The sequence below is a fragment of the Zoogloea sp. genome (assembly GCF_023150065.1).
Lineage (GTDB): Bacteria > Pseudomonadota > Gammaproteobacteria > Burkholderiales > Rhodocyclaceae > Zoogloea.
Window position 1 is genome coordinate 162,780 of sequence record NZ_JAKLLN010000001.1, and the last position, 16,839, is coordinate 179,618.

At 53.6% G+C, this 16,839-nt stretch carries 18 protein-coding genes and 1 tRNA gene; all 19 read left to right on the forward strand.

The features are described from left to right. Positions 1 to 100 precede the first annotated feature (100 nt). The 19 genes from tpiA (at position 101) to L6Q67_RS00840 (ending at position 16,838) form a co-directional block, all read left to right on the forward strand. On the forward strand, positions 101 to 865 hold the full coding sequence (gene tpiA, locus L6Q67_RS00750) for a triose-phosphate isomerase (protein WP_296563741.1): 765 nt from the start codon (positions 101 to 103) through the stop codon (positions 863 to 865). Positions 866 to 880: 15 nt separating this feature from the next. Next, complete coding sequence (gene secG, locus L6Q67_RS00755) at positions 881 to 1,252, forward strand: preprotein translocase subunit SecG (protein WP_296563744.1); 372 nt, start codon at positions 881 to 883, stop codon at positions 1,250 to 1,252. Positions 1,253 to 1,313: 61 nt separating this feature from the next. After that, positions 1,314 to 1,398, forward strand: a tRNA-Leu gene (locus L6Q67_RS00760). An 85-nt stretch (positions 1,399 to 1,483) separates the two neighbouring features. Continuing rightward, a complete protein-coding gene (ndhC, locus tag L6Q67_RS00765; protein ID WP_296563747.1) occupies positions 1,484 to 1,858 on the forward strand; it encodes an NADH-quinone oxidoreductase subunit A in 375 nt (124 codons plus the stop codon). Between the two features lie 46 nt (positions 1,859 to 1,904). Beyond that, positions 1,905 to 2,381, forward strand: a complete 477-nt coding sequence (locus L6Q67_RS00770; protein ID WP_079433620.1) for an NADH-quinone oxidoreductase subunit B family protein — start codon at positions 1,905 to 1,907, stop codon at positions 2,379 to 2,381. A 12-nt stretch (positions 2,382 to 2,393) separates the two neighbouring features. After that, a complete protein-coding gene (locus L6Q67_RS00775) occupies positions 2,394 to 2,996 on the forward strand; it encodes an NADH-quinone oxidoreductase subunit C (protein ID WP_296563756.1) in 603 nt (200 codons plus the stop codon). Then, on the forward strand, positions 2,989 to 4,242 hold the full coding sequence (locus L6Q67_RS00780) for an NADH-quinone oxidoreductase subunit D (RefSeq protein WP_296563759.1): 1,254 nt from the start codon (positions 2,989 to 2,991) through the stop codon (positions 4,240 to 4,242). Before L6Q67_RS00775 ends, L6Q67_RS00780 begins: the two co-directional genes overlap by 8 nt. Before the next feature lie 49 nt (positions 4,243 to 4,291). Next, positions 4,292 to 4,768, forward strand: coding sequence for an NADH-quinone oxidoreductase subunit NuoE (gene nuoE, locus L6Q67_RS00785; RefSeq protein ID WP_296563761.1), 477 nt, complete (start codon positions 4,292 to 4,294; stop codon positions 4,766 to 4,768). Next, entirely contained in the window at positions 4,765 to 6,075 is a 1,311-nt protein-coding gene (gene nuoF, locus L6Q67_RS00790) for an NADH-quinone oxidoreductase subunit NuoF (protein ID WP_296563763.1), read from the forward strand. The genes nuoE and nuoF overlap by 4 nt, the downstream gene beginning before the upstream one ends. A 7-nt stretch (positions 6,076 to 6,082) precedes the next feature. Beyond that, positions 6,083 to 8,437 carry an NADH-quinone oxidoreductase subunit NuoG gene (gene nuoG, locus L6Q67_RS00795; protein ID WP_296563765.1) on the forward strand — a complete coding sequence of 785 codons (2,355 nt, stop codon included), beginning with the start codon at positions 6,083 to 6,085 and terminating at the stop codon, positions 8,435 to 8,437. Beyond that, positions 8,437 to 9,486: an NADH-quinone oxidoreductase subunit NuoH gene (gene nuoH / locus L6Q67_RS00800; protein WP_296563768.1), complete on the forward strand. Its 1,050-nt coding sequence runs from the start codon at positions 8,437 to 8,439 to the stop codon at positions 9,484 to 9,486. Before nuoG ends, nuoH begins: the two co-directional genes overlap by 1 nt. Before the next feature lie 10 nt (positions 9,487 to 9,496). Beyond that, positions 9,497 to 9,985: an NADH-quinone oxidoreductase subunit NuoI gene (gene nuoI, locus L6Q67_RS00805; protein ID WP_296563770.1), complete on the forward strand. Its 489-nt coding sequence runs from the start codon at positions 9,497 to 9,499 to the stop codon at positions 9,983 to 9,985. A 41-nt stretch (positions 9,986 to 10,026) separates the two neighbouring features. Next, positions 10,027 to 10,629 carry an NADH-quinone oxidoreductase subunit J gene (locus tag L6Q67_RS00810; RefSeq protein WP_296563773.1) on the forward strand — a complete coding sequence of 201 codons (603 nt, stop codon included), beginning with the start codon at positions 10,027 to 10,029 and terminating at the stop codon, positions 10,627 to 10,629. 32 nt (positions 10,630 to 10,661) lie between these two features. Next, a complete protein-coding gene (nuoK, locus tag L6Q67_RS00815; RefSeq protein WP_296563785.1) occupies positions 10,662 to 10,967 on the forward strand; it encodes an NADH-quinone oxidoreductase subunit NuoK in 306 nt (101 codons plus the stop codon). Between the two features lie 12 nt (positions 10,968 to 10,979). Then, entirely contained in the window at positions 10,980 to 13,022 is a 2,043-nt protein-coding gene (gene nuoL / locus L6Q67_RS00820; RefSeq protein WP_296563788.1) for an NADH-quinone oxidoreductase subunit L, read from the forward strand. Between the two features lie 81 nt (positions 13,023 to 13,103). Further along, positions 13,104 to 14,585 (forward strand): NADH-quinone oxidoreductase subunit M, encoded by a 1,482-nt coding sequence (locus L6Q67_RS00825; protein ID WP_296563790.1) that lies wholly within the window; start codon positions 13,104 to 13,106, stop codon positions 14,583 to 14,585. Between the two features lie 44 nt (positions 14,586 to 14,629). Next, positions 14,630 to 16,096 (forward strand): NADH-quinone oxidoreductase subunit NuoN, encoded by a 1,467-nt coding sequence (gene nuoN, locus L6Q67_RS00830; RefSeq protein WP_296563793.1) that lies wholly within the window; start codon positions 14,630 to 14,632, stop codon positions 16,094 to 16,096. Between the two features lie 41 nt (positions 16,097 to 16,137). Beyond that, entirely contained in the window at positions 16,138 to 16,458 is a 321-nt protein-coding gene (locus L6Q67_RS00835) for a DUF2818 family protein (RefSeq protein WP_296563798.1), read from the forward strand. Positions 16,459 to 16,544: 86 nt separating this feature from the next. Further along, positions 16,545 to 16,838, forward strand: a complete 294-nt coding sequence (locus tag L6Q67_RS00840) for a DUF3579 domain-containing protein (protein ID WP_296563800.1) — start codon at positions 16,545 to 16,547, stop codon at positions 16,836 to 16,838. Position 16,839 lies beyond the last annotated feature (1 nt).

A 16,839-nucleotide genomic window follows, 5' to 3' on the forward strand; every position in this document is an offset into this window, starting at 1 on the left:
GTATCCTGTGTGACGGCCCAGGTGGGCATGTCGAACTTTGCAGTTTTGACCGGGGCTCTTTCAGGCGATACAATCAGCAGATTTGGCTTTGGTGCCCAAAGTGAGAAAAAAGCTGGTTATCGGCAACTGGAAGTTGCATGGCGGAGTGGCTCGGAATGAAGCTCTGCTGCTTGGGATTCGGGGTTCGGACGTGATGAGCGGGATTGATGTCGCTATCTGTCCGCCGTTTCCTTATCTTCAGCAGGCGGTTGAGCTGTTGCGCGGCACTTCCATTGCGGTTGGTGCTCAAGATCTTAGTGCGTTCCGGGAGGGGGCTTACACTGGCGAGGTGGCTGGTGAGATGCTTGCTGATCTGGGTTGTCGGTGGGTGATTGTTGGGCATTCCGAGAGGCGGGAGCTTTTTGGCAATGGCGATACGGTCGTGGCAGCCAAGGTGGGGGCTGCGCTCGACGCAGGGCTTGTGCCAGTGCTTTGCGTCGGTGAAAGCCTGGAGCAGAGGAGGGCTGGCTCCGCTGAGATGGTGGTTGCGGCCCAGCTGGAGGCGATCATATCTGCTGTTGGCTCCAAAGCCTTTTCGGGGTTGGTGGTGGCTTATGAGCCTGTATGGGCAATCGGTACGGGATTGACGGCGACTCCCGATCAGGCTCAGGCGATGCATCTATTCATCAGGGCCTTCCTTCGGAATGCGGGGGTTGATGCTCAAGAGGTCAGAATCCTCTATGGTGGCAGTGTGAATGCAGGAAATGCAGCCAGCCTGTTTGGTGAAAAAGATATTGATGGCGCGCTTGTGGGGGGCGCATCTTTGATGGTTGACGGTTTTCTCGCTATATGTGGTGCTGCGTCAGCAGCTGGCACGATAGGGTAATTTACGGAGATGGTGATGGGTAGTATGGTTTTTAGCTTGGTTCTCACTGTTCATGTTCTTGCCGGGCTTGGTGTTGTTGGTCTGGTTCTGATGCAGCATGGTAAGGGTGCAGACATGGGGGCGGCGTTCGGTAGTGGGGCTTCGGGCAGTCTTTTTGGTTCGTCCGGTTCTGCGAATTTTCTCAGTCGGCTTACCGCGGTGCTTGCTGGTGTGTTTTTTGTTACCAGTCTCGGTCTGAGCTATCTGGCTGGTGCCAAGTCGCCGGCGGCGTCCAGTGTCATGGAGGGGGTGGTTGTTCCTGCTGCTGGTGTGCCGGCTGTGCCTGCGGAGGCCCCTGTTGCTGCGCCTGCGGGTGATGGCTCCAAGTCGAAGGATATCCCCCGATAGAAATATGTAATGCTTGGCGCTGCGGGGTGATTGCCTTATAATGCGCAGCATCAAAACGTAAGCCGACGTGGTGAAATTGGTAGACACGCTATCTTGAGGGGGTAGTGGCGAAAGCCGTATGAGTTCGAGTCTCATCGTCGGCACCACAATAATACGCAGGTCGCCCGCATTTAGCGGGCGTTTGCTTGAAGGCAGCTACAATAACTGCTATCGGTTGCGGGAGCTCAAGCTATGTTGGAAACCTATTTTCCAGTTCTTGTTTTTATCCTGTTTGCGGCTGCTTTCGGTTTCATTCCCATTGTAGCGGGCTGGGTTCTTGGTCCGAACAAACCTGACGCTGAAAAGCTTTCGCCTTTTGAGTGCGGTTTTGAGCCTTTTGAAGATGCGCGTATCAAGTTTGATGTGCGTTATTATCTTCTCGCCATTCTCTTCATTCTTTTTGATCTGGAAATCGCTTTTCTCTTTCCGTGGGCAACCATTCTGAGAGAGATTGCTGCGAGCGAGTCGATCCGCTTGTTCGGTTTCTTTGAAATGATTGTCTTTCTGGGCATTCTCTTGCTCGGTTATGTCTATGTCTGGAAGAAGGGTGCGCTCGACTGGGAGTGATTCCTTGGATTGCCTTGGCGGGTAAATCGTTGCATAGAGGGTGTCTATGAGCATCGAAGGTGTCTTCAAGGAAGGGTTTGTTACTACTTCCCTTGATACGGTAATCAACTGGACTCGCACGGGTTCGCTCTGGCCAATGACTTTCGGGCTTGCATGCTGTGCGGTCGAAATGATTCATGCGGGCTGTTCGCGTTATGACCTTGATCGATTTGGGGTTGTGTTTCGCCCGAGTCCTCGTCAGTCTGATTTGATGATTGTTGCAGGTACGCTCTGCAACAAGATGGCGCCGGCATTGCGCAAGGTCTACGATCAGATGTCGGAGCCCCGTTGGGTTATTTCGATGGGTTCCTGTGCCAACGGTGGTGGCTACTATCACTATTCTTATTCCGTTGTTCGCGGATGTGATCGGATCGTTCCTGTCGATGTGTATGTGCCTGGTTGTCCGCCGACGGCTGAGGCGCTCCTCTACGGGATTGTTCAGCTTCAGAACAAGATCAAACGTGATTGCACCATTGCGCGCTGAGTGCTGAATGTCATGAATGAAAAACTTGAACTTCTGAATAACGCGCTTGCTGAAAAGCTTGGCGAAAAGATTCTTCGGTCGACTGTGTCCAGGGGTGAATTGACGGTTGAGGTCTCGGCTGCCGATTACTTGCCTGTTGCATACGCCCTGAGGGATGAGCCTGATCTACGTTTTGAACAGCTGGTCGATCTGACAGGGCTGGATTATTCGACGTTTTCCGGTCAGGACTATCCCTCCCGGTTTGCCGTCGCAGTTCACCTGCTCTCTGTAAGCAATAATCAGCGTCTGCGTCTTCGCGTTCATGCGGACGATGATTCTTTTCCTATGCTTGATTCCGTCTGTCAGGTGTGGCCAAGTGCAAACTGGTTTGAGCGCGAAGCTTTCGACCTGTTTGGAATCGTTTTCGGCGGACACCCTGATCTGCGGCGTATCCTGACAGACTACGGTTTCGTTGGTTACCCGTTCCGCAAGGATTTTCCTGTTACTGGATACGTAGAAATGCGTTACGACCAGGAGCAGGGTCGCGTTGTCTATCAGTCCGTCACCATTGAGCCGCGTGAGAATACGCCGCGTATTGTGCGTGACGAAAACTACGGGAATGCAGGTCGTGGCTGAAATCCGAAATTACACTATCAACTTTGGCCCTCAGCACCCGTCCGCGCACGGGGTTTTGCGTTTGGTGCTTGAGCTTGACGGCGAGGTTGTTGAGCGCGCGGATCCGCACATCGGCTTGCTGCATCGTGGGACGGAGAAACTGGCTGAAACTCGTACATGGGTACAGTCGGTGCCTTACATGGATCGACTCGATTACGTCTCGATGATGTGTAACGAGCACGCGTACTGCATGGCGATCGAGAAGCTCATCGGTTTGGAAGTGCCTCTCCGGGCTCAGTACATTCGTGTGCTCTATGACGAGATCACTCGGATTTTGAATCACCTGCTTGCTGTCGGAACGCACGCGCTGGATATCGGTGCGATGACGATGGTGCTGTATACCTTCAGAGAGCGCGAAGATCTGATGGATGCATACGAGGCTGTTTCTGGTGCTCGCATGCATGCGGCCTATTACAGGCCTGGTGGAGTCTATCGGGATTTGCCGGACAGGATGCCTCAGTATGAGGTCTCTAAATGGAAGTCCGCAAAGACGGTTGAGCAACTGAACGAGAACCGCCAAGGAAGTCTTCTGGATTTTCTGGAGGATTTTACGAAGCGCTTCCCTAAGTATGTAGATGAGTACGAGACGTTGTTGACAGATAACCGTATCTGGAAGCAAAGAACGGTTGGTATTGGCGTCGTCTCGCCCGAGAAAGCACTTGCTCTTGGATTCTCTGGCGTAATGCTGCGCGGGTCTGGTGTTGAGTGGGATATCCGGAAGAAGCAGCCGTACGAAGTTTATGATCAACTTGATTTCGACATTCCGGTTGGCGTTGAAGGTGATTGTTACGACAGATACCTTTGTCGAATCGAGGAAATGCGTCAGTCGAATCGAATCGTCAAGCAGTGTATTGACTGGCTGCGTAAGAATCCGGGGCCAGTGATTTCCGGTGATCACAAGGTTGCTCCGCCGCCCAGAGAGCGGATGAAAAGCAACATGGAAGAGTTGATTCACCACTTCAAGCTCTTCACTGAAGGGATGCACGTGCCTGCTGGAGAGGTCTATGCTCCGGTCGAGCATCCGAAGGGTGAGTTTGGCGTGTATGCAGTGTCGGACGGTGCCAACAAGCCATACCGGTTGAAGTTGAGATCGCCGGGCTTTGCGCATCTTTCCGCCATGGATGAGATGTCCCGTGGTCACATGATCGCTGACGTTGTTGCGATTATCGGGACGATGGACATCGTGTTCGGAGACGTGGACCGCTAGATCGCAGCAAGCGCTCCCTATGACATTCTGCTGACAGTAGATATAGAAAATGCTAAGCCCGGAATCCCTACAGAAAATAGATCGAGAGATCGCCAAGTATCCTCCTGATCAGAAGCAATCGGCATCAATGGGTGCCTTGCGTATCGCACAGGAAGAAAAAGGATGGCTTGCAAACGAGACCATTGAGTTTGTGGCCAAGTACTTAGGTATGCCGGCAATAGCTGTCTACGAGGTCGCGAGTTTTTACAACATGTACGATCTTGCACCTGTTGGTGCCAAGAAGATCGCTGTGTGTACGAATCTTCCTTGTGCTCTTTCTGGTGGCGTGCATGCTGCCGAATACATCAAGAAGAAGCTCGGGATTGACTTCAACGAAACCACTGCTGACGGACGGTTCACCCTAAAGGAAGGGGAGTGCATGGGGGCATGTGGTGATGCCCCGGTGCTGCTGGTTAATAACCACCAGATGTGCAGCTGGATGACTGAAGAGAAAATCGACCAACTGCTGGCTGATCTAAAAAAATGACTGTACAAGGCATTATTCTCTCCGATCTCGATGGTGACCGAACCTGGCGACTGGCTGATTATGTCAAGCGTGGCGGGTACGAAGCGCTCAAGAAGATTATTGCGGAAAAGATCCCCGCCGATCAGATCATCGGCGAAGTGAAAAAATCCGCGTTACGCGGTCGAGGTGGTGCAGGCTTTCCGACGGGCCTGAAGTGGAGCTTTATGCCTCGTGCGTTCCCCGGGGCAAAGTATCTGGCTTGTAATTCCGATGAAGGGGAACCTGGTACTTTCAAGGATCGGGATATTCTTCGCTATAACCCGCACACGGTTATTGAAGGGATGATCATTGCAGGTTATGCAATGGGCTGTGAGCGTGGTTATAACTACATTCACGGAGAAATTTTCGAAGTTTACGAACGATTCGAAGAGGCCCTTCAGGAAGCACGTGATGCAGGTCTTCTTGGCCAGGGTATCCTCGGCTCGGACTTCAGTTTCGAGTTGTATGCTCACCATGGCTATGGGGCATACATCTGTGGTGAAGAAACTGCTCTTCTTGAGTCTATTGAGGGCAAGAAAGGCCAGCCTCGTTTCAAACCTCCTTTCCCTGCCAGTTTTGGTCTGTACGGCAAGCCGACAACCATCAACAATACGGAAACTTTTGCTTCCATTCCGTTCATCATCCGTGAGGGAGGGGACGCGTTTCTTGCGTTGGGCAAGCCGAATAACGGTGGTACAAAGCTCTTCTCTGTCTCTGGGCACGTAAATAAGCCCGGCAATTATGAAATTCCGCTCGGTACGCCGTTTTCGACACTTCTCGAAATGGCTGGAGGGATGCGTGCCGGTCGTAAGTTGAAGGCCGTCATTCCCGGCGGCTCATCTGCCCCGGTGTTGCCGGGGAGTGTGATGATGGATTGCACGATGGATTATGACTCGATCTCCAAAGCGGGATCGATGCTGGGCTCCGGTGCAGTGATTGTCATGGATGAGACGACCTGCATGGTCAAGGCTCTTGAACGTCTCTCCTATTTTTATTTTGAAGAGTCATGCGGCCAATGTACGCCCTGCCGTGAAGGCACGGGTTGGCTGTACCGTGTTGTTCACAGGATTGAGAACGGGCTTGGCCGGCCGGATGATCTCGATCTGCTGAATAGTGTGACGGCTAACATCATGGGGCGCACGATTTGTGCTCTTGGTGATGCAGCTTCAATGCCTGTTCAAAGTTTCGTGAAGCATTTCGGCGACGAATTTGCTTTCCACATCGAACACAAGAAATGTCTCGTGCCGAAGGATGTGCAGCACGAAGGCAGCAAGATTTACGTAGCGTAGGCTCGACATGCTAGACATCGAAATTGACGGAAAGCAGTTGCAGGTCGCTGACGGTAGTACCGTCATGGAGGCCGCCACCCAGGTTGGCGCCTATGTGCCTCATTTTTGCTACCACAAGAAACTATCGATTGCGGCTAACTGCCGCATGTGTCTCGTCCAGGTGGAAAAGGCTCCGAAGCCGTTGCCTGCTTGCGCGACGCCGGTCACTAATGGAATGAAGGTATGGACTCACTCTGAGCAGGCGGTCAAGGCTCAGAAGGGCGTAATGGAGTTCCTGCTCATCAATCATCCACTTGATTGTCCGATTTGTGACCAGGGTGGTGAATGCCAGTTGCAGGACTTGTCCGTCGGCTATGGCGGCGCTCAGTCGCGGTACGAAGAAGAGAAGCGTGTCGTATCGAACAAGGATCTAGGTCCGCTGGTTTCGACGGATATGACGCGTTGCATCAACTGCACGCGCTGCGTTCGGTTCACCTCCGAGATCGCCGGTCTGATGGAGCTGGGGCAAGCCTTCAGAGGCGAGCACGCTGAGATCATGCCTTTTGTCGAGAAGACGGTTGATACGGAACTCTCGGGCAATATCATCGATTTGTGTCCGGTGGGTGCTCTCACTTCAAAGCCGTTCCGCTTCGCGGCACGTGCTTGGGAGATGTCCCGTAGAAAATCCGTGAGCCCGCATGATTCACTCGGCAGCAACCTTGTCGTTCAAGTCAAACACGACACTGTCAAGCGTGTTCTTCCGCTTGAAAACGAAGAAGTCAATGAGTGCTGGCTCTCGGACAAGGATCGTTTCTCCTACGAAGCGCTCAACGGGCCTGATCGTCTGACGGCCCCAATGGTGAAGCAGGGCGGCACTTGGATAGAGACGGATTGGTCGACTGCGCTAGAGTATGTTGCTAACGGTCTAAAGGGGGTTGTGGCGGAGCACGGCGCAGATGCGATTGGTGCGCTCGCTTCCCCTCACAGTACCGTAGAAGAGCTTTTCCTGACTCAGGCGCTCGTACGGGGTCTTGGTTCGGGTAACGTCGATTTCCGACTGCGTCAGATCGATTTCTCCCTCGACGGCAAGATGGCTGGGGCTCCCTGGCTCGGAATGCCTGTTGCAGATATCGGTCGGCTGGATCGGCTCCTCATCGTCGGTAGTTTTTTCCGTAAAGATCACCCGTTGATCGCTCAGCGGGTTCGTCAGGCAGTCAAGCGTGGTCTGAAAGTCAGTGCGGTCAATCCCGCGTTTGATGATTGGCAGCTACCTGTTGCGAATGCGCTGTGTGCGTCCCCGTCCGGAATCCCTGGCGCTTTGGCTGCTATCCTCAAGGCCGTTGTTGAGGATAAGGGTACTCAGACCTCTCCAGAATTTGTAGACGTAATCGGCGGGGTTGTCGTTGATGAGACTGCCCGTGCGATTGCAGGCAGTCTCGCCTCGGGGCGTCGCGTAGCTATCTGGCTGGGTAACTTTGCCGTTCAGCATGCCCAGGCTGGTCAGATTCATCGGATCGCCCAAGAGATCTCGCGTGTCACTGGCGGCAGCTTTGGTGTGATCGGTGAAGCTGCCAACAGTGTAGGTGGTTATCTGGCAGGAGCTGTTCCTTTTGGAAAGATCTCTGGTAGGAATGCCAGCGAGATGACTTCTTCGGCGCTGAAGGCCTATCTGCTCGTGAATGTCGAGCCTGAGTTCGATTGCGCAGCTGGTGCATCCGCCGCCGGTATTATCGGCAAGGCGGATATGGTTGCTGTATTCAGTGCTTTTAAGTCGGAATCAGCGCTTGGTTTTGCGGATGTGCTCCTTCCGGTTTCACCCTTTACGGAAGCCCCTGGGACCTTTGTGAATTGCGAGGGCAGAGCTCAAAGCTTCTACCCTGTCGTTAAGTGTCTTGGTGATTCGCGTCCTGCCTGGAAAGTCTTGAAAGTTCTGGGTGAGATGCTCGGCCTTAATGAGCTGACGATTGACTCCATCGAAGACGTGCGTAAGCAGATCTTCGGTAAAGAATTCGTTGTCGATTCAAGCAAGCTGGATAACTCTGTACTAAGCGAAATCGTAGTGCTGGGCAGTGTTGGTGCAGGGCTCCAGCGGATAGCGGATGTGCCGATTTATTTCGCAGACTCTATTGTCCGACGCGCTCCTTCGCTTCAGGCAACCCGTGATTCTTCCGAGCCTGCTGCCAGGATGAGCCGTACGACCTTGGCAAGTCTCGGGGTCGAGGCAGGCCAGAAGGTTCGCGTTTCTACTGGAAGCGGGCAGGCCATTGTGCTCGCAACAGAGGACGAGGGGGTTGCGGAAGGCTGCGTAAGATTGGCTGGAGCTCATTCCCTCACCGCGCCCCTCGGTGCGCTTTATGGTGAAGTCAGCGTGGAGCGGTTGTGATGGAAGCATACATCGAGCCTGTAGCGGCACTCTTCGGGGCATCGTGGCCTCTTGTATGGTCTTTGTTGAAGATCATTGGTATCGTCGCGCCGCTTTTCTTGTGTGTGGCCTATCTCACATTGGCTGAGCGTAAAGTCATCGGTTACATGCAGGTGCGCATCGGGCCGAACAGAGTGGGTCCAAAGGGGCTGCTCCAGCCAATAGCTGATGGCGTAAAGCTTCTGCTGAAGGAAGTGATTGTTCCTTCTGGCGCGAACAAAGGTTTGTTCATTCTCGGTCCTGTGCTTGCTCTTGCTCCTGCGCTGGCTGCTTGGGCGGTTGTGCCGTTTTCGGACGGGTGGGTTGTCGGGAACGTCGATGCAGGTCTTTTGTTCCTGCTCGCGATTACGTCGGTAGAGGTCTATGGGGTAATCATTGCTGCCTGGGCGTCGAACTCGAAGTATGCATTTCTCGGGGGGATGCGGGCAGCTGCGCAGATGGTTTCTTACGAGATTGCGATGGGCTTCGCGCTCGTATGTGTTCTGATGATTTCTTCAAGTCTTAATCTGAGCGAGATTGTCGCGGTTCAAGGCAAGGGGCAGTGGGCGGATTGGGGGTTTGGTTTCCTCAGCTGGAATTGGTTGCCGCTGTTCCCGATGTTCATCGTTTATCTGATTTCCGGGATCGCTGAAACCAATCGCGCGCCTTTTGACGTAGTCGAAGGCGAGTCGGAAATCGTCGCCGGGCATATGGTCGAGTATTCGGGGATGGCGTTTGCGCTGTTTTTCCTCGGTGAATACGCGAACATGATCCTCATCTCCGCGTTGACCTCCATCCTATTCCTCGGCGGCTGGCTTTCTCCGGTTGGCTTCCTGCCTGACGGTTTCATCTGGCTGGTAATCAAGACGTCTTTCATTCTGTTCCTGTTCCTCTGGTTCAGAGCCACTTTCCCGCGCTTCAGGTACGACCACATCATGCGTTTGGGCTGGAAGGTGTTTATTCCTCTGACGCTGTTCTGGGTGGTTGTGGTCGCAGTCTGGGTTATGTCGCCCTTGTCGATCTGGAAGTGAGGAGAAGATAATGGGTTCGATGAAGGATTATGTTGGCAGCCTTTTTCTTAAGGAGCTGCTCAAGGGTATGGCTCTGACGGGCCGGCATCTGTTTGCTCGGAAGATTACTGTTCAGTTTCCGGAAGAGAAGACGCCTCAGAGTCCCCGTTTTCGTGGGCTGCATGCGCTGCGTCGCTATCCCAACGGTGAAGAGCGTTGTATCGCGTGCAAGTTGTGTGAGGCGGTTTGCCCTGCAATGGCCATCACTATTGAATCGGAGCAGCGGCAGGATGGTTCCAGGCGGACTAGCCGCTATGACATCGATTTGACAAAGTGCATCTTCTGTGGCTTTTGCGAAGAAGCATGTCCGGTCGACGCCATCGTCGAGACGCGTGTTTTTGAGTATCACGGCGAAAAGCGCGGGGATCTGTATTACACAAAGCAGATGCTCCTTGCTGTTGGTGATCGCCACGAGGCACAGATCGCCAAGGATCGGGAAGTCGATTCGAAGTACCGGTAGGCTGGTGGGTACGGACTAAATCATCTTTGCGGAACACGTTTATGGATTTCCAGTCGGTCGTTTTCTACTTCTTTTCGACGGTGATGGTGCTTGCTGCGCTTAGGGTCATCACTGCGAAAAACCCGGTTCACGCTGCGCTCTTTCTTGTCCTGGCCTTCTTTTCGGCTGGTGGCATCTGGATGTTGCTTAGAGCGGAGTTCCTGGCTATCGCCCTTGTCATGGTTTATGTCGGCGCGGTCATGGTTCTGTTCCTGTTCGTCGTGATGATGCTCGACATCAATCTCGAGCGTATCCGTCAGGGGTTCTGGAGCTATCTCCCCATAGGTGCTGTCGTCGGGTTGTTGATGATTGCGGAAATGGCCATTGTTCTCGGCGGCAGATATTTTGGTCTTGAAGGCATGCCTGCTCCTTCGGAGCCCGAGCCCGGGTACAGCAACACCAAGGAACTCGGTCGACTGCTCTACACCGAGTATGTGTATCCCTTCGAGCTCGCGTCCATCGTATTGCTGGTTGCAATGATCGCTGCCGTCGCCCTTACGCTGAGAAAGCGGAAGAATGTCAAGAAGATTGACCCGGCTGCTCAGGTGGCTGTGAAGCGCGATGATCGTGTGCGTATCGTTTCGATGCGCGCAGAAAAGGACTGAATTTCTGCTGACGATCGTCAGGGAGGGGTTTTATGCTTTCGTTATCTCATTATTTGATTCTTGCTGCGATTCTGTTTGCGCTCGGTGTCGTCGGGATTTTCCTGAATCGCAAGAATTTGATCGTGCTTCTGATGGCCATTGAACTGATGTTGTTGGCTGTCAATTTGAACTTCATCGCGTTCTCCCACTACCTTGGGGATGCAGCGGGTCAGATTTTTGTTTTCTTCATATTGACCGTTGCTGCGGCTGAAGCGGCAATCGGTCTGGCCATTCTCGTGGCGTTGTTCCGTAACCTGCGGACGATTCACGTTGATGACCTGGATAGTCTCAAGGGATAAGGAAGCGTTTCGATGACTGAGATGCAAAAGCTATATCTGTTGGTTCCCTTAGCGCCCTTGTTCGGTGCGATCGTTGCCGGTCTCTTTGGCAAGGTGGTTGGGCGGGCGGGCGCGCATTCTGTGACGATTCTTGGCGTCGCAGTGTCTTTTCTCGCCTCCATTGTCATCTTTCAGGACGTCCAGGCAGGCAACGTCTTTAATGGGACATTGTATACCTGGGCTACCAGCGGTTCCCTTACCCTTGAGGTGGGTTTCCTGATCGATTCGCTGACCGTCATGATGATGCTGGTGGTCACGTTCGTTTCGCTCATGGTCCACATCTACACCATCGGCTACATGTCAGAAGATCCTGGGTATCAGCGATTCTTCAGCTATATCTCCCTCTTCACCTTCTCCATGCTCATGCTGGTGATGTCGAACAACTTTCTGCAGTTGTTCTTCGGATGGGAGGCTGTAGGTCTTGTGTCCTACCTTCTGATTGGTTTCTGGTACACGCGACCGACAGCGATCTTCGCCAACATGAAGGCGTTTCTGGTTAACCGTGTTGGTGATTTCGGTTTTCTTCTTGGGATCGGGCTTGTTGCTGCCTTCGCAGGAACGCTGAATTACGCCGAGGTCTTCGCAAAGGCTGGTGAGTTGGCCGGCATGACGGTTCCGGCGACGGGATGGCCGCTCATCACTGCAATCTGTATTGGCCTGTTCATCGGCGCGATGGGCAAGTCTGCTCAGGTTCCGCTGCACGTTTGGCTGCCGGATTCGATGGAAGGTCCGACTCCGATTTCCGCGTTGATTCACGCTGCGACGATGGTTACCGCGGGTATCTTCATGGTCGCCCGGATGTCGCCCTTGTTTGAACTGTCCGAAGCTGCGCTTTCCTTTGTACTCGTGATTGGTGCTACCACCGCGTTGTTTATGGGTTTTCTGGGCATCGTCCAGAACGACATCAAGCGCGTTGTCGCATACTCCACACTTTCGCAACTGGGTTACATGACCGTTGCGCTCGGCGTTTCCGCATACTCTGCAGCAGTCTTCCACTTGATGACGCATGCTTTCTTCAAGGCTCTGCTGTTCCTTGGGGCTGGCTCCGTGATTATCGGGATGCACCATGATCAGGACATGCGCAACATGGGTGGGCTCTGGAAGTACATGCCTATAACCTGGCTGACCTCCCTGCTTGGATCACTGGCCCTCATTGGCTTTCCCTTCCTGTCCGGCTTCTATTCCAAGGACATGATCATTGAGGCTGTCAAGCTGTCCCACATTCCCGGCGCTGGCTATGCATACTTCTGTGTGATTGTTGGGGTTTTTGTTACTGCCTTTTATTCCTTCCGGATGTATTTCCTGGTGTTTCACGGGGAGGAGCGCTTCGGCAAGGAGGTCGAGCATCATGGTCATGAACACGCACATGGCGATCATGCCGACGATCACCATGGCGATGATCACGATGATCATGCCCATCATGGACTCGCGCCCGGGCAGAAGCCCCACGAGTCGCCTTGGGTCGTGACCCTGCCGCTGGTGTTGCTTGCCATTCCTTCGGTGATTGTGGGTTTCTTCACCATTGAACCGATGCTTTTTGGCGGCTTCTTCGACAAGGTCATCCACATCGGTGAAAACCACGGTGTTTTGAAGGAACTGGCCGAAGAGTTTCACGGCGCTTACGGCATGGCGATTCACGGCTTGATGACGCTTCCCTTTGCGCTGGCGATGAGCGGTGTGGCGCTTGCCTGGTTCTTCTACATGGTTGCTCCTTCGATTCCTGCTGCGATCATGCGGACGTTCAAGCCGATTCATACGCTGCTCGAGAACAAGTACTACTTCGATCGCTTCAACGAGATTGTCTTTGCAGGTGGTGCTCGTTTGCTCGGTCGCGGCCTTTGGAAGATCGGTGACCAGGCTGTGATCGATGGGATGGTGGTTAATGGTTCTGCCAAGTTCGTTGGATTGATTGCGCAGCTCTCCCGCCTCTTCCAGAGCGGGCATATCTATCAGTATGCGTTTTCGATGATCTTCGGCGTCGTCATCCTCCTGACCTTCTGGTTCAATCGCGGGTGATGCTGGTTTAGTGGATCAGGGCTAACAAAGAGATTTAGGACTTGAGCGCCGCTCAAACGGTGCATAGAACGGAAAGTAGAGATGACGGGTATTCCATTCCTCAGCCTTGCGATTTGGGTTCCGATCGTTGGTGGCCTATTGGCGCTTGCTACGGGCTCGGACCGCAACGCGTCAGTCGCCAGATTTGTAGCGCTCTTTTTCGCGCTCGCGGGTTTGGCGGTCAGTATTCCGCTCTACACCGGTTTCGACGTGAGCACCAGCGCAATGCAGTTTGTCGAGACGTATTCGTGGATTCCCCGGTTCAACATCAACTATGTGCTCGGAGTCGACGGCATCTCCGTGCTCTTCGTTCTGCTGAACAGCTTTATCACGGTAATCGTGGTGCTGGCTGGTTGGGAGGTCATTCAGGAGAAGGTTGCCCAGTACATGGCGGGTTTCCTGATCATGTCCGGTCTGATCAATGGCATTTTCTCCGCACTTGATGGTGTCCTGTTCTATGTCTTCTTCGAAGCGTCCCTGATCCCGCTGTTCATCATCATTGGCGTTTGGGGCGGTCCGAATCGCGTGTACGCGGCTATCAAGTTTTTTCTCTACACGCTGGCCGGCTCACTGTTGATGCTGGTTGCGTTGCTGTACCTCTTCATGGAGTCTGGTGGCAGCTTCAGCATTCTGGATTGGCATCAGCTCAAGCTTGGCATGGACGCACAAACCCTGTTGTTCTGGGCTTTCCTTGCATCCTTTGCCGTGAAGATCCCGATGTTCCCTGTGCATACCTGGTTGCCTGACGCGCACGTCGAGGCTCCCACAGGGGGTTCGATCGTGCTGGCTGCCATCGGCCTCAAGCTCGGTGCGTATGGCTTTCTGCGGTTCTCGCTTCCGATTGCCCCGGATGCCAGCCAAGCCTTCGCGCCGATGATCATCACCCTGTCGCTGATCGCTGTCATCTATATCGGGTTCGTCGCGCTCGTCCAGACGGACATGAAGAAACTGGTCGCTTATTCTTCAATTTCGCACATGGGCTTTGTGACCCTTGGCTTCTTCATTTTCAACCCGCTGGGCATCGAGGGCGCTCTTGTCCAGATGATTTCCCACGGCTTTGTGTCCGGAGCGATGTTTGCGTGTATCGGGGTTCTCTACGATCGCATGCATTCCCGGCAGATCGCGGACTACGGTGGTGTCGTTAACGTGATGCCCAAGTTCGCGGCGCTGTTCATGCTTTTCTCCATGGCCAATTCCGGGCTCCCCGCGACGTCGGGCTTCGTCGGTGAGTTCATGGTTGCCCTGGGGGCGGTTCAGTACAACTTCTGGGTCGGTTTTGCGGCTGCCACCACCCTGATCGTGGGTGCGGCATACACCCTGTGGATGTATAAGCGGGTTGTGTTTGGTGCCATTACCAATCACCACGTTTCCGAGCTTACCGATCTCAATAACAGGGAGTTTGTGTTTCTCGCGATCCTCGCTGTCTGTGTGCTGGCTATGGGTATCTATCCCTATCCGGTCACAGAGGTAATGCATGCGTCCGTCAATGACTTGCTCAAGCACGTATCTGCGAGCAAGCTCTGATCTCGAAGTAAACGACACAAAACCCTCCGGATTGTGGGCTGAAGATGAACTTTGTTATTCCTGATTTTTACCCTGCTGCGGCTGAGCTGTTCGTCGCCGCGATGTCGTTCGTCATTCTCTTGGCTGGAACGTTCAAGCAGAACGCGCGAAATTTGGTATATACCCTTACGCAGTTGACCCTCGTGGTTGCTGCGGTAATTACCTGGAGAACGATGGATGGCCAGGTCAACTTCACGTTCAGCAACATGTACGTGGATGACCTGATGGGTGATTTCCTAAAGCTCATGCTGTACCTGTCGGTTGCAGTAGTGCTCCTCTATTCCCGTGGTTACATGAACGACCGGAAGATGGAGACTACCGAGTACTACCTTCTGGCCATCTATGCAACGCTCGGCATGATGGTGATGATCTCGGCCAATCACTTCCTGACCATCTATCTGGGTTTGGAACTTTTGTCGCTGGCTCTTTATGCCATGGTCGCGCTGGAGCGGGATTCGGCACGTGCGACTGAAGCTGCGATGAAGTACTTCGTGCTTGGCGCGCTTGCGTCGGGTCTGCTGCTGTACGGTATCTCGATGATTTATGGTGCGACGGGTACGCTTGAGATCTCCAGCGTTGCACAGGCCATCTATCATCAGGCTGGCAACCGTACCGTGCTCATGTTTGGTCTGGTGTTTGTGGTAGCTGGTCTGGCGTTCAAGCTCGGCGTCGTTCCCTTCCACATGTGGATTCCGGACGTCTATCAAGGCGCGCCTGCTGCGATCACTCTGTTCATTGCGTCTGCGCCGAAACTCGCTGCGTTTGCGATGGCCATGCGGCTGCTTGTGAATGGCCTCTTTGAGCTCGCCGAACAATGGCAGTCGATGTTGATGTTCCTTGCCGTGCTGTCCATCGTTCTCGGAAACCTTGCGGCAATCGCTCAGACCAACCTGAAGAGAATGCTGGGTTATTCTGGTATCTCTCACATGGGTTTCATGTTGCTGGGATTGATGTCCGGTGTTGTTGGCGGTGATCGGCATTTCGCGCTCAATGCCTACAGCTCTTCGATGTTCTACGTCATCTCGTATGTCCTGATGAGCATGGCGTCCTTTGGCGTGATTCTCCTGATGTCGCGCTCCGGCTTCGAGGCGGAATCCCTTGACGATTTCCGGGGTCTCAACAAGCGTAACTCCTGGTTTGCGGGGGTGATGGCCATGGTCATGTTCTCCATGGCGGGCATCCCGTTCTTTATCGGTTTCTTTGCGAAGTTCTCGGTGCTTCAGGCTGTCGTTGCGGCGGGTTACATCTGGCTCGCGGTGCTGGCGGTCGTAATGTCTCTTATCGGTGCTTTTTACTATCTGCGCGTCGTCAAGATCATGTTCTTCGATGAGCCTGCAGATTCTGCTCCGATTACTGCGACGACCGACATGCGCGTGCTGCTGTCCCTCAATGGCGTAGCGATCGCCGTTCTGGGTCTGATGCCGCAGACTTTGATGTCGCTCTGTGCTTATTCCCTGCTCGGTTCGCTTTGATCTATCTGCCGCGGATCAGCTAGGGGCGAAAGGAGGGTGGGTTGGCTAACTTTGTCGTCGTTCTAGGCGTATTCGGTTTGCTGGCCAACCTTCCTTTCTTTACGCCACGGTTCATGGGTGTAATGCCCATGAAGGCAAGCAAAGTCGGGTTTGTCTTGTTCTTCGAGGTGGCTCTGTGTTATTTGCTTGCGCTGCTTGGCTTGGTTGGTGCTGAGTCTTGGTTGGAAGGCGTGGGCTACAGTCAGGGATGGGAGTTTTATGTCGTGGTCTCCTGCCTGTTCGTCGTTGCGGGTTTTCCTGGCTTTGTTCATCGTTTTTTCTTTAGATCTCCTGTAGCTAGCCAGACAGCGCAGGGTGGGTGAAAGTCTGTTGTCTCCGGCTTTCGAAGTGGTTGGCTTGTTCGATAGTTTTCAGCTCCGTTGTTGGTGAATATGTCTGTTCATTCCGCATGAATTCTAAAGTCGATAACTTCGTGATCGTGGGTCGTACCAGTGATGATCGTACGTTCCGGCCCAGTGACTGGGCGGATCGTCTTTGCGGCATCATGTCTGCTTTTGGAGCAGACCATCGCATGACCTATTCACCCTACGTGCGGCCTGCCTGCAACCTGAGGGGGGACAAGACCGTGCTGGTTGATGCGCGTATCCACGATATAGAGCCCCTTGCCTATAATTTCCTGAAGAACTTTGCGAAGGACAACGATCTTCAGGTCGAACTCCTTCCCGACGATTACTTCATCTGAT

What these genes read in the sequence shown, in the direction of transcription:
- nuoK (WP_296563785.1), top strand. Translation starts at nt 10,662, where the DNA reads ATGCTTTCGTTATCTCATTATTTGATTCTTGCTGCGATTCTGTTTGCG.
- nuoH (WP_296563768.1), top strand. Translation starts at nt 8,437, where the DNA reads ATGGAAGCATACATCGAGCCTGTAGCGGCACTCTTCGGGGCATCGTGG.
- nuoG (WP_296563765.1), top strand. Translation starts at nt 6,083, where the DNA reads ATGCTAGACATCGAAATTGACGGAAAGCAGTTGCAGGTCGCTGACGGT.
- nuoN (WP_296563793.1), top strand. Translation starts at nt 14,630, where the DNA reads ATGAACTTTGTTATTCCTGATTTTTACCCTGCTGCGGCTGAGCTGTTC.
- ndhC (WP_296563747.1), top strand. Translation starts at nt 1,484, where the DNA reads ATGTTGGAAACCTATTTTCCAGTTCTTGTTTTTATCCTGTTTGCGGCT.
- L6Q67_RS00825 (WP_296563790.1), top strand. Translation starts at nt 13,104, where the DNA reads ATGACGGGTATTCCATTCCTCAGCCTTGCGATTTGGGTTCCGATCGTT.
- nuoF (WP_296563763.1), top strand. Translation starts at nt 4,765, where the DNA reads ATGACTGTACAAGGCATTATTCTCTCCGATCTCGATGGTGACCGAACC.
- nuoE (WP_296563761.1), top strand. Translation starts at nt 4,292, where the DNA reads ATGCTAAGCCCGGAATCCCTACAGAAAATAGATCGAGAGATCGCCAAG.
- secG (WP_296563744.1), top strand. Translation starts at nt 881, where the DNA reads ATGGGTAGTATGGTTTTTAGCTTGGTTCTCACTGTTCATGTTCTTGCC.
- L6Q67_RS00770 (WP_079433620.1), top strand. Translation starts at nt 1,905, where the DNA reads ATGAGCATCGAAGGTGTCTTCAAGGAAGGGTTTGTTACTACTTCCCTT.
- L6Q67_RS00840 (WP_296563800.1), top strand. Translation starts at nt 16,545, where the DNA reads ATGAATTCTAAAGTCGATAACTTCGTGATCGTGGGTCGTACCAGTGAT.
- nuoI (WP_296563770.1), top strand. Translation starts at nt 9,497, where the DNA reads ATGGGTTCGATGAAGGATTATGTTGGCAGCCTTTTTCTTAAGGAGCTG.
- L6Q67_RS00775 (WP_296563756.1), top strand. Translation starts at nt 2,394, where the DNA reads ATGAATGAAAAACTTGAACTTCTGAATAACGCGCTTGCTGAAAAGCTT.
- L6Q67_RS00810 (WP_296563773.1), top strand. Translation starts at nt 10,027, where the DNA reads ATGGATTTCCAGTCGGTCGTTTTCTACTTCTTTTCGACGGTGATGGTG.
- nuoL (WP_296563788.1), top strand. Translation starts at nt 10,980, where the DNA reads ATGACTGAGATGCAAAAGCTATATCTGTTGGTTCCCTTAGCGCCCTTG.